General features: G+C 62.8%; 10 protein-coding genes, 1 tRNA gene and 2 pseudogenes. 5 read left to right on the top strand and 8 right to left on the bottom strand.

Annotation, left to right across the window (positions count from 1 at the left end; all coding sequences use genetic code 11):
• The first annotated feature begins 36 nt into the window (after positions 1-36).
• Complete coding sequence (locus tag FM069_RS10830) at positions 37-711, top strand: hypothetical protein (RefSeq protein ID WP_325063567.1); 675 nt, start codon at positions 37-39, stop codon at positions 709-711.
• Between the two features lie 38 nt (positions 712-749).
• Here the strand turns inward: FM069_RS10830 and FM069_RS10835 are convergent, their stop codons facing one another.
• Entirely contained in the window at positions 750-2033 is a 1284-nt protein-coding gene (locus tag FM069_RS10835) for an NAD(P)/FAD-dependent oxidoreductase (RefSeq protein ID WP_143488310.1), read from the bottom strand.
• Between the two features lie 180 nt (positions 2034-2213).
• On the opposite strand from FM069_RS10835, the gene FM069_RS10840 reads away from it, so the two are divergent.
• Positions 2214-2290, top strand: a tRNA-Val gene (locus FM069_RS10840).
• Positions 2291-2952: 662 nt separating this feature from the next.
• Here FM069_RS10840 and FM069_RS21855 read toward each other — a convergent pair.
• From FM069_RS21855 to FM069_RS10860, 5 genes and pseudogenes are all read right to left on the bottom strand, one after another.
• Entirely contained in the window at positions 2953-3231 is a 279-nt protein-coding gene (locus FM069_RS21855) for a hypothetical protein (RefSeq protein WP_233282021.1), read from the bottom strand.
• A gap of 342 nt (positions 3232-3573) precedes the next feature.
• On the bottom strand, positions 3574-4302 hold the full coding sequence (locus tag FM069_RS10850) for a haloacid dehalogenase type II (protein WP_218570292.1): 729 nt from the start codon (positions 4300-4302) through the stop codon (positions 3574-3576).
• Positions 4303-4529: 227 nt separating this feature from the next.
• Positions 4530-4961: a methyl-accepting chemotaxis protein gene (locus FM069_RS22300; protein ID WP_407681576.1), complete on the bottom strand. Its 432-nt coding sequence runs from the start codon at positions 4959-4961 to the stop codon at positions 4530-4532.
• 108 nt (positions 4962-5069) lie between these two features.
• A pseudogene (locus tag FM069_RS22305) lies at positions 5070-5846 on the bottom strand (PAS domain-containing protein); the annotation flags it as partial.
• 147 nt (positions 5847-5993) lie between these two features.
• Positions 5994-6632, bottom strand: a complete 639-nt coding sequence (locus tag FM069_RS10860; RefSeq protein ID WP_143488313.1) for a hypothetical protein — start codon at positions 6630-6632, stop codon at positions 5994-5996.
• 505 nt (positions 6633-7137) lie between these two features.
• On the opposite strand from FM069_RS10860, the gene FM069_RS10865 reads away from it, so the two are divergent.
• Positions 7138-9459, top strand: coding sequence for a TonB-dependent siderophore receptor (locus FM069_RS10865; RefSeq protein ID WP_233282022.1), 2322 nt, complete (start codon positions 7138-7140; stop codon positions 9457-9459).
• A 77-nt stretch (positions 9460-9536) separates the two neighbouring features.
• Here FM069_RS10865 and FM069_RS10870 read toward each other — a convergent pair whose 3' ends face one another.
• The gene (locus tag FM069_RS10870; RefSeq protein WP_143488315.1) at positions 9537-10043 is read right to left on the bottom strand and encodes a GNAT family N-acetyltransferase; all 507 of its coding nucleotides are present in this window, start codon (positions 10041-10043) and stop codon (positions 9537-9539) included.
• A 314-nt stretch (positions 10044-10357) separates the two neighbouring features.
• On the opposite strand from FM069_RS10870, the gene FM069_RS10875 reads away from it, so the two are divergent.
• A complete protein-coding gene (locus FM069_RS10875) occupies positions 10358-10912 on the top strand; it encodes a putative glycolipid-binding domain-containing protein (protein ID WP_143488316.1) in 555 nt (184 codons plus the stop codon).
• 165 nt (positions 10913-11077) lie between these two features.
• Complete coding sequence (locus tag FM069_RS10880) at positions 11078-11689, top strand: hypothetical protein (protein ID WP_143488317.1); 612 nt, start codon at positions 11078-11080, stop codon at positions 11687-11689.
• Positions 11690-11743: 54 nt separating this feature from the next.
• Here FM069_RS10880 and FM069_RS10885 read toward each other — a convergent pair.
• Positions 11744-11927, bottom strand: a pseudogene (locus tag FM069_RS10885) (threonine ammonia-lyase, biosynthetic); the annotation flags it as partial.

The raw sequence follows: 11927 nt of genomic DNA on the forward strand, positions 1-11927 counted from the left end.
TATCATCGCTGACCGTCCCGTCAGAGCGAGAGAATCGTGTCCAAGCCGAAAACGAGCCGTGCGGCGTGTCGTATGCCGGTGATCCTGGCGAGCCTGTTATGGCTGAGCGCCTGCTCGGGACCGGCGTTGTCGCCCAGCGTCCAGGCCCTGCCGGAGTCGGTGGAGCTGTCGGGCGTTCCCTTCTTCCAGCAGCGCGCCTACCAGAGCGCACCCGCGACCCTGGCCAGCCTGCTGACCGCGCAGGGTGAGGTGATCACGCCCGGTCTGCTGGAAAAACCCTTGCATCTCCCGGAAGACGAAAAAGGCCTGCCCGAGCGCATCGTCGAGGTGGCCAACCGCCACGGGTTGGTGGGCTATCCGCTGCAGCCGAACCTCGATGCGTTGCTGGTACAGGTCGCGGCGGGCAACCCGGTGCTGGTGCATCTGGATGAAGGGTGGTTGGGCTCGCCGCGCTTCGCGCTGCTGATCGGTTATGACCGGATGAAACGGCACGTCATTCTTCGTGCGGGTGCCGAGCGGCGGGTGCAGATGACCTTTTCCGATTTCCTGGGAGACTGGCGCGAAGGGGGTCATTGGGCCGTGCTGCTGCAGTCGCCGGTGAACGTGCCGGCGAACGTCGACCGCGCCCGCTGGCTCCAGGGCGCCGATGCGCTCGATCGCGCAGGCCAGGCTAATGCAGCGGCCGTGGCGAGGCGCCAGGTCGGGGGCTGACTTGCCGGCCAGGACCGACGTGGCTTTCACTCGTCGATTCAGATGCCCAGTCGATCCCGTAGGCTGTAGTACCACGCCCCCAAGGCCGTGAAAGGAATGCGGAACAGGCGTCCGCCTGGAAACGGATAGTGGGGCAGGGCGGCGAATGCGTCGAAGCGCTCTGCCTGGCCACGCAGCGCTTCCGCCAGCACCTTGCCCGCCAGGTGGGTGTAGGTCACCCCATGGCCGCTGCAGCCCTGTGAGTAGTACAGGTTGTCGCCCAGACGCCCGACCTGGGGCAGGCGGGAGAGGGTCAGCAGGAAGTTGCCGGTCCAGGCGAAGTCGATCTTGACGTCTTTCAGTTGAGGGAAGGTCTGCAGCATCTTCGGCCGAATGATCGACTCGATGTCCGCCGGGTCGCGTGCCCCGTAGACCACGCCGCCGCCATAGATCAGCCGGCGGTCGCCGGACAGGCGATAGTAGTCCAGCAGATAGTTGCAGTCCTCCACGCAATAATCCTGGGGTAGCAGCTCCCGGGCCAGTGGCTCTGGCAGCGGTTCGGTGGTGATTACCTGGGTGCCACACGGCATGGACTTGGCGCTCAATTCGGGCAACAGGTTGCCCAGGTAAGCGTTGCCGGCCACGACCACGAATTTGGCCCTGACGCGCCCGCGGGGCGTATGGACCAGAGGGTTCGGTCCCCGGTCGATCCGCACCGCCGGCGTCTGCTCATGGATGACGCCGCCCAGGCGCTCCACCGCCGCCGCTTCGCCAAGGGCGAGATTGAGCGGGTGGATGTGGCCGCCGCTCTTGTCGAGCATGCCGCCGAGGTAACGCCCGGTGTTCACGACTTCCCGGATTCGCGTGGCATCCAGCAGTTCCAGCTGGTGATGCCCATGACGTTCCCAGAGGCGTTTCTGGCCTTCCAGATGGCGCATCTGGTTGCCGTTCAGGGCCGCAAACACGCCACCGTCCTTCAGGTCGCACTGGATGCCATAGGTGGCGATACGTTCACGAATGATCCGGCCGCCCTCGAATGCCATCTGACCCAAGAGCTGGGCCTGCTTGGGACCAACCGTGCGCTCGATGACGTCGATATCGCGGCTGTAGCTGTTGACGATCTGCCCACCGTTGCGACCCGACGCGCCGAAGCCGACTTTCGCTGCCTCCAGCACCACCACCTTGAATCCGTACTCCAGCAGGAACAGCGCGGTGGAAAGCCCGGTGTAGCCTGCGCCAATGACGCAAACGTCCGCTTCCGCCCCACCCAGCAGTTCCGGTCGGTCCGGCACTGGATTCGCCGAGGCTGCATAGTAGGAGCGTGGATATTCGGTGTGCGCCATTCTGATCCCCTGTTCTTTATTTTTTACGTTTGGCGATGCTACGCGACGACGGAATCATTGGCTAGCGGCCGTGCGAGATTCGAAACAGCCGGCTGAACGGCAAAAAATCCAGCTTTTCAGGCGGTTAGGTGAAAAAGTGTTGACAGCGATTTTCATATCCGTAGAATGCGCGTCCAACGAAGGCACATAGCTCAGTTGGTTAGAGCACCACCTTGACATGGTGGGGGTCGTTGGTTCGAGTCCAATTGTGCCTACCAAACGCAACCCGCGGCCTGCGGGGCTTAGAGGGCGATCCGAAAGGGTCGCCCTTTTTGTTTTGGGGAATAGATTGGGAAACGAGTACCGGGGCTACAGTTTTTATCCGGCCAGCATCCCGACATAGTGATTTTTTCTTCGCCCCGTGACCGTCCTGGAAGGAGGCGGTCATCTCCTCGTCTGCGTGACCCATCAGAGTCTGGATGTACTCGAAGGGATGCCCCTGCCACTGTAGAGCCAGGCTCCGAGAGCCCGAATTTCATGGACCATCGGGCGCGCCGCCGGATCTGCCAGGTGGACATAAGCGTTGCGCGGGGTCGCGGGCTTCCCAATTCGCTCGCAGCTCTCGGTGATGTCGACGGGTGTTCATTCGCCTCGATCTGTTCGCGCCGGCGCTCGCGGTCCGGCCTCAATATTTCCAGGTCGTTGGCGAACTCCGACAGCCGCACCATCCCCTCAGCCGCATCGGCTTGGCTCCAGTCGCCAGCGCAGGCCATCCGGCTGACAACTGCTCAACGAAGTCCGCTATTCGTCAGGCCCCCAGCCGTTAGCCCTGCGTATCCCTCGCGCCGCTGCGTATTCGGATAGTTGATCAGCCCTAATCGTTTTCTCGATCTATACAGTGCCGGTCGAGACTGGGCATAGCTCGACGTTTCGGCGGTTTCTACGATTCCAGGGAATTCAAGTGCTTCCAGGCACGATGGTATTTCGTGACACGTTGCAGATCGTTATCGGTGACGGCGTTGAGTCGGAGAAGGTTGAGGTTGTCCTCTATGTCCAACAGCTTCACTTTGCGGGCGAGCGGATGAACACCCACGCGTTCGATAAACGCCTCGTAGTGCTCGTCAGGGCGGCGAGTCAGCACCTCCACCGCGTTGACGACGGAATCGGGGAAACCCTCCGCACGCAGATCCTCAGCGGTCGCGTCGCTGTCTTCGATCACATCGTGTAGCAGCGCTACGCACTGACCGGTAGTGTCATTCAGCCGTGCCATCAACCTGAGAGGATGCAAGATGTAGGGGCTATCGCCCTTGTCGATCTTTCCGCCGTAAGCGGTGAGTGCACGCTACAACGCTATTTTGATCAGGTGGCTACCCTTCATCTCTTTCTCTCACTCTGTTCACGCCTGGCATCAATCGACAGCCATCTTCGGGACGGTGCGCTCGAGACGCCCGATGGTAGCTAGCCAAGGACAAGGCTACGCAGCCTGTCCTCGCTTGATCTTCGGCTTCAGACGGTCATTTGCTTGCGCTATGGTCAGATCAGTCAAGCGCAGGGCGGGCACCTATTGCGCTGCCGGCCCTGCTGCTGGGAGAAGCAATGCGGCGGCCTCCTTCAAGTCCGACACCTCCGTATAGGGCAGCCAGTCCGGGTTGCCGGTCTCGCTCCGGCGGTTCACCCAGATGCCACGCACGCCCAGTTCGTGACAGGCCTTCATGTCCCAATACATGCCCATCGCTACATGCACCGTCTCTTCGGGTGTCACGCCCATTTGGTGGTAGGCGTACTCGAAGAATTGGCGTGACGGCTTGTAGGCCTGCGCCTGCTCCGCCGTGATGACATAGTCGAAGGGCACGCCGATACGCGCCACGGTCGGCGCGATGAGGTCGTCGTCGGAATTGGTGAAGATCGCGAGCCTGTAGCGCTCGTGCAGTCGCCGCAGGGCATCCGGGACCTCCGGGTGCGGGCCCATTATCGTCGGGGACGACGCGATGCGTTCGATTTCGTCCGGGCCCGGGTCCAGCCCGTGTTCGCTGAATGCAGCGGCGAACCCGGTGCGCAGGATGTTCTTGTAATGGCGATGGGGCTTCTCAGCCGTCAGGCGCCGTCCCTGGGCGGAAAAGCTGTCGAGAATCCCGGAGGCGCTTGCAGCATCCGCCCCGTGTTCGGCCAGCGTCATGCCGATTTCTCGCAGCAGCACCTCGTACCACTGTACGAGGGTGCCATAGCAATCGAAGGTGATGACGTTCGGTACCGGGTCTAGCCTGAACGGCGTGGGCGTAGATTCGGACATCAGGAGAACCTGCACGATATGGAGATAGGGTGGAATCGATAGTCGCACGCCTCCAGGCTGGCCAAACAGCCTCTGAACCATTCACCTGGTTCTGTCAGGCAGGAAACGGAAGAGGCGATCCGATCGCCACTGTCGTTCTCTTGGGCGATAAACCTTCCGCTCCGCCTGGCAATGAGGGGGGCGACCAATCCAGGGTATCCCTGAGTCCCAGGTGTCAGGGTCAGGTGTCAGGTGGTCAGCTGGTTGGTGAACTGGCCGACGGCTCCGACCACTTTCTGAGCGCCGTCCTGGATCTCCACGATCACCTGGCCCGCCTGGCCTGCGAGTTCCAGGCCCTGGTCCGCCTGGCTTCGGCCTTCCTCGATCAGCGTGACCGCTTCGCTGGCCAGCCGCTGGTTCTGCTTCACCACGTCGACGATCTCTTCGGTCGCCTTGCTGGTCCGCGAGGCCAGTTGACGTACCTCGTCTGCCACCACGGCGAAACCGCGGCCCTGCTCACCGGCGCGGGCAGCCTCGATCGCGGCGTTGAGGGCCAGCAGGTTGGTCTGTTCGGCGATGCCGCTGATGGTCTTTATGATGGTTCCGATGACCTGGGACTGGTTGTCCAGGGCCTCGATGCCGGTCACCGCCTTTTCCATCTTGGTAGCCAACTGCCGCATGACCTCGACCGTCTGCAGCGACACGCCCGAGCCCCGCTTGGCCGCCTCGTCGGTCAGCAGCGAGGTGTCGTATGCCAGGTTGGCGGCCTTAGAGATGGCGTTCTCCCGCTCTACCTGGCCGGTGATCACCGTGGCGAACTTGACCACCTTGTAGAGCCGGTCGTGGGCGTCGAACACCGGGTTGTAGGTGGCTTCCAGCCAGACCTCGTGGCCGCGGCTGTCGACCCGCTTGAAGCGGTCGGCGATGTAGTCGCCACGCCGCAGGCGGTCCCAGAAACGGACGTAGTTATCGGAGGTGTATTCCGACGGCTCGCAGAACATCCGGTGATGCTTGCCGATCACCTGGTCTGCGGTATAGCCCATGGCCTTGAGGAACAGGTCGTTGGCGGTGATGAGGTGCCCTTCGAGGTCGAACTCGGCGACGGCGGTCGAGCGCAGCAGCGCCTTGAGCATGCTTTCGTGCTCGCGGGAGGTCTCGATGGTGCGGGTGAGGTTACTGGAATAGAGGGAAAAGCCCTTGAGGGTGCCGCGCGAATCGCGGATCGGCTGCAGGATGCTGCGTAGCCATGCCTCCTTGCCGTTCCCGCGGATAAGACGCAGGGCGCCGCTGAAATGTTCGCCGTTGCTGATGCACTTGCTGAGGCGCATCCCGAACTCGGAGTTCCTGATGTAGACCGGCACGAGTTCCACCAGCGGGCGGCCGATCACGTCCTGGGCCTTGAGCGCCATTTCGTTCTCGAAGTTCGTGTTGACCGAGTCGATGTGCCCCCGGGCATCGAGATAGACCGCCATCATCTCGTTGTCCAGGCTGTCCTTGACCTGTTCCATCGACGAGAGCTGCTCGCGCAGGGCGTGCAACTGTTTTTTCAAGCGTCCGTTGAACATGGAGCACCTTGCGCGAAGCGAGAAGGAAGGATCGGGGGCTGCGCCCTGGCTCTTCAGGCGGCTGCCGAAGAGGTGATATCGATTAGCCAGACTGCCGGTCAGGCCATTTCAATACTAGGCACGCAACCCGGGGTTTTCCAGAATCACTCAGGGGGTCGACGCCTCGTCCACGCCGTCGAAACGCCATTTGATGGAGCGGAAATTGACCAGCCACGCGTGTTGGGAAAACACCTCTCCGATCCACCAACCGGCGGCGTTATCGGAGTTCCCGAAATCCTTGTCGTGAACGTCGGCATGGTGGAGCGTCTTCCATTTTCCGTGGCGACCCCGGGACCACAGGGTGTACTGGATGCGCTGGCAGGGGGGAAGCACGCGGACTTCCACCCGGTAGGTCAGGGCGTCCTGCAGTTCGAGGGGGCTCTGGGAGTCCTGACCGTGGACGCAATTGCCGGTGGCCCAGTAGCTTTCGATGGCGACGGTATTGGTGTAGTCGGTCTGGGTGCACTCGCCGTTGCAGCCATAGGCGGAGACGTTGCCGATGACAATGCCTTTCCCCTGCAGTGAGGGCTGGCCGGTCTCGGCATCCGTGGTGCGGCCGATGCCGATGGTCAGGTGGCCGATATTGGCTTGGGTGAAATAGTTGGGGCTGCTGAATTCGAAGGACAGACAGGCCTCCTCCGCGAAGGAACGCCCGGTCTGGAAGGCGAGCAGCGCGCCTTCCTGGAGCCCCTGGGGCGTGAACACGTGGTAGGCATCCTTCACGTGGGTGAAGACGGCCCACTTCATCTTGCCGGTCCTGTCATCCGCGGCCGTACGAGCGATCGACTTGCGTATATGTTCCTGGGGCATGGTGTTTCTCCTATGAGGCTTCTGGGGAGTGTCGCTTGGCAGAAGGCAAATGGCAGATGGCAGATGGCAGAAGGGCAGTCCCAAGGATCGGGTTCCCTGCACTGTCGGGCGGGAAGGCTTCACGCTGGAGGATGGTTTCCGGCCCCACTGCCAACACAGGTACGTTGGAGAATCGGCGTCAGGCCGAACCGAGCACACACGTTGAGCGCGAAAGAATTTCACGTTCGCTTTTCCGGTTTGCCAGGCGGTTACGTCTCATAGTGGCTTACAAACGAGTAGCATTCTCAAACGTAGAGTTGCCGCTTCCCTGCCAATACCCAAGGACATCGAGATGTCTGCCGAAACCTATAAATTGTCGCCGCTTTCCCGTGCACTGAATTCCCTTCGCCAGCCGATGACGGCGGCCGCGCTCTTCCTGTCCGTGGGGACGGCAGGAATGGCGATGGCCGCTCCCTTGAACATCCCGGCTCAGTCCCTGGACAGTGCATTGCGCGAACTGGGCCAGCAATCCGGCCTGCAGATTCTGTATTCGCCCGACGTGGTGCAAGGCAAGCGTGCGACGGCAGTACGCGGCGACCTGGAGCCTGAAGCGGCCCTGCGCCGCCTGCTGGACGGCACCGGCCTGCGGTATCAGCTGGACAACGGTACCGTGATCCTCACCAGCGCGGCGGAAGGCGGCTCGCTGGAGCTGGGCGCCACCACCATCAACAGCTCGACCCTCGGCCAGACCACCGAGAACACCAGCTCCTACACCACCGGCGAGACCGGGGCCGCCACCAAGCTGCCCCTGAGCCTGCGGGAAACCCCCCAGTCGGTCAGTGTGGTCACCCGGCAATTGATGGACGACCAGAACCTCAAGACGCTGGACGAGGTGCTGAATTTCACCCCGGGCGTCACCGTGAACCACCGCGACAGCGAGCGCTTCACCTTCTATTCCCGCGGTTTCGCCATCCAGAACTACCAGTACGACGGCATTCCCTCCCAGGTGGTCAACGAGTCCCAGCAATACACCGGCAGCCTGCTGGACATGGCGATCTACGACCATGTTGAAGTATTGCGGGGGGCGTCCGGCCTGATGAGCGGGGCAGGCTACCCGTCCGCGACCATCAACCTGGTGCGCAAGCGGCCTACCTCGGACTTCCAGGGCTACCTGACCGGCGAGGCCGGTTCCTGGGACCACTACCGCACCGAGGGCGACGTCTCCGGCAAGCTGAACGACAGCGGCACCATCCGCGGCCGCCTGGTGGGGGTCTACCAGCAGCAGAATTCCTTCATCGACTACTACAAGCGGGACAAGCGCGTCCTGTACGGCGCCCTGGACGTGGATCTCACCGACGATACCCTGCTGCGCCTCAGCCTGGACTACCAGAACAACAACTCCGACGGCGTCAGCTTCGGCCATATCCCGCTGTTCTTCAGCGACGGCTCCCAGACCAACTTCTCGCGCTCCTTCAACCCGGCGACGCGCTGGAGCTACCTGGACAACACCCACTACACCTTCACCAGCATCCTCGAGCAGAAGCTCGGCTACGACTGGACCCTGAAGGCCGCCTACAGCCACCAGTACTCCTACCGCAAGGGCACGACCGGGTCGGCGAGTGGCGGGCAGCCCGATCCCGACAACGGGGCCGGCGCCTTCATGTACGTCAACCGTCTGGACAGCCACCAGTACCAGGACACCCTGGACGTGTACGCCTCGGGCCCGTTCCAACTGCTGGGCCGCCAGCACGAGCTGGTGGTGGGGGGCAGTACCTCCCGCACCCACCTGAACTACCCCACCTACGAGCGAGCCAACCCGGAGGTGCCTGACATCTTCGCCTGGGACGGCCGGCAGATTCCCAAGCCGCATTTCTCCAAGACCGAGGACAACCTGTCGCGCCTGCGCCAGTCGGGGGTCTACACCGCGCTCAAGCTCAAGCCGTTCGACCCGCTGTCCATCATCCTCGGCACCCGGGTGACCTGGTGGGACGAGCATGACGAAACCAGCGATGCCTTCAGCGGCGAGACCACCGCGCTGGACAAGAACAAGAAGACCGGCAAGGTAATTCCCTACGCCGGGGTCATCTATGACCTGAACGAGAACTACTCGGTCTACGCCAGCTACACCAACATCTTCCTGCCGCAGATGTACTACAAGACCGCCAACAACAGTGCGATCGACCCGCTCGAAGGGGACAACTACGAGATCGGCATCAAGGGCGAATTCTACGACGGCAAGCTCAACACCAGCCTGGCGGTGTTCGAGGTCAAGCAGGACAACCTGCCGCAGTTCGTGGACGTGGACCTAGAGACCGGCCGGGAAACCTACCGGGCCATCAGCGGCACCAAGACCAAGGGGATCGAAACGGAGATCTCCGGCGAGTTGCTGCCGGACTGGAAGATCTTCGGGGGCTACACCTACCGCGAGGCCAAGGACGGCAACCACAAGCGCATCGAGACCAACCAGCCGATGAACCTGTTCAAGCTGGGGACCACCTACCGGCTGCCGGGCGACCTGAATCGCCTGACCGTGGGCGGCAACGTCATCTGGCAGAGCGAGATGTACCACGAGATGTCGTTCGACGACGTGAACCGCAAGGCGACCCAGGACAGCTATGCGGTGGTCGGCCTGTTGGCGAACTATGAGGTCGACCAGCACCTGACCCTGGGGTTGAACCTGAACAACCTGTTCGACAAGAAGTACTACGACGGCCTCGGCACCTTCAACTCGGGGTCCTATGGCGAGCCGCGCAATGCGGTGGTCAGTGCGAAGTGGAAGTTCTGACTTCGCCGACCCGTTGAGCGACGCTGGCCGAGAGCCGGCGTCGTTCTTTTCATCATGTCGCTGAGAGCGATGCCGGCTCAGGCCGGTTGGCCCGGGCGGAGCCGGGCCATGTGGTGCACGTCCACATAGACGCCCTCGCGCAGGGCATAGCGCTTGCTGGTCCCTTCGACGACGAACCCGTACTTGATGTACAGGGCCAGGGCGGCCTGGTTGTCGACGAACACCGTCATCTCGATCCGCTCGACGTTCAGCCAGCCATCGCAGAGTTCGATCATGGCCTCCATGAGCCGCGAACCCACGCCACGGCGCTGGGCCTGAGGCGCCACACCCATGCCGAAGCCCGCCACATGGCGCCGCCGCGGGCGGGTGTTGGTCTCCACGGTCAGCTGCCCCACGACCTGCCCGTTCAGGCACGCCACGAGCTTGTAGACGTGCTCCGTGGGCTGGGACAGGCGCTTCGTCCAGACTTCCTCGGAGGGGAAGGGCAGCTGCAGGGTGTCCCGGTAGACGCTGGGGTGGGCATAGAGCTGATGCAGGGCGGGCGCATCGGCAACTTCGCAATGGCGGATCAGGATTTCGCTCATCGTTTCCTCCTGTATAGGACCTGGGCCAGGGTATCCGAGTGTCCCATGGCATGCATGACGCCTTGAGGAGAGGCCTGCTAGGTTCTGTACGAAACGTGCCTGCGCATCGGTGATGCTGCGTTAAACACAGGCTCAGACTGCTCATTTACAGCACGTAAACTCCGCTTCTTCGCCTGTTTTTGCCTTGCCTGACCTTCGCTCGACGACTTTCGTACAGAATCTAGGCGCCGAAGGCCCATCCGTCCGGCTCGAAGACGCCTGGGTGACGCAGCTATCCTGCCCAAGCGTGCGACTGAATCTGCCGGAGGAAACCCATGAAGCGCCACTACCGTTGGAAAGCTCTGGAGGGTGCGGGGCTGGAACACCTCACCCTAGAAACCAATGCCCTCGGGGCCCGGGCGAACGGCGTGGTGATGGGGGAGCGGGGCGGTCAACCCTATGCGTTCTCCTATCAGGTGCAGGTCGACGAGCGCTGGAGAACCCGCAGGGTGGACATTCAGAGCCTGGACGAGGGCCCGTCGCTGTCCATCGAGGCGGATGGCGAGGGTCACTGGTACCAGCGAGAGGGCGGGGCGCCGTTGCCGCTGCTCACCGGCTGCATCGACGTGGACTTCGCCGCCACACCCTTCAGCAACGCCTTGCCGCTGCGTCGCTACCCATGGCAACCAGGGGAAGTGCGCGAATTCAGCATGGCGTATATCGCCGTTCCCGATCTGCAACTGAGCGCGGTGCCGCAGCGCTATCGGTGCCTGGCGCCTGCCCGGCGCTTTCTCTACGACGCGCTGTTCAGGGACTTCCAGGCCGAGCTGGGCGTCGATGACGACGGCATCGTGGTGAGCTATCCGGGGCTCTTCCAGCGGCTTGCCTGACACACGGCCGGTCCGATGGCGAAATGCCCCTACGCCGAATGAACCGGGCTTTCCCCGGGGCAGTCAGTGAAAGAGCGGCAGGGTCGCAGCGCCCGCCGTCGAACGAATCGCAGCCGTGTAGCCGGGGCGCGACGCGCTCCCATAACGATAACGAGGAAATTGCCCATGGCACGTACATCCCGATACGACCAGGCCCAGGTCCACGAACTTCTGCTCCAGGCGCTGGAAACCGAGCGTGGCGGCATCAAGATCTACACCCAGGCGATCCTGGCCGCCCAGAATGCCGACCTCAAGAAGGAGTGGCAGGAATACCTGGACGAAACCCGGACCCACGAGCAGGTGCTGACGCGGGTCTTCGAGCAATTGGGCATCGACACCGAGGAACCGAGCCCCGGGCGCAAGGTGGTCGCGCACCATGGCGCCTCCCTGGTGGCCGCCATCGAGATGGCCATGGCCGAAGGCGAGCCCGGTGATGCCGAACTGGCCGCGGCCGAATGCGTGGTCTTGGCGGAAACCAAGGATCACCAGAACTGGGAACTGATTGGCCACGTGGCTGAACGGGTGACCGGCGACCTGGGCAAGGTGCTCAAGGCTGCGTTCGAAGCGGTGGAACAGGACGAGGATCATCACCTCTACCACACCAAAGGCTGGACCCGGGAGCTGTGGATCCAGTCCCTGGGTTTCCCCGCCGTCCTGCCGCCCCCGGAAGAGGTCAAGCAGGTGGAAACCGCCATTGGCGCCTCACGAGCCGAAAAGGCCCGTGACAAGATGCTGTGATGCAATGAAGAACGGGCCCTCGGGCCCGTTCTTCATTGTCGCCTGTGAGCCTGCTTACCCCAGGAATAGCCGGTAGGCGGGGTTGTCGGTCTCGTCCCAGTAGGGGTAGCTGATCTGCTCGAGGGCGGCGGGCAGCAGGTGGCGCTCGTCCTCGGGGACCTGCAGGGCGGCCACCACGCGGCCGTCGGCGGCGCCGTGGTTGCGGTAGTGGAACAGGGTGATGTTCCAGCGCCCGCCC

Origin of the sequence: Pseudomonas mangiferae (assembly GCF_007109405.1) — a bacterium.
In the GTDB taxonomy this organism is placed as follows: domain Bacteria; phylum Pseudomonadota; class Gammaproteobacteria; order Pseudomonadales; family Pseudomonadaceae; genus Pseudomonas_T; species Pseudomonas_T mangiferae.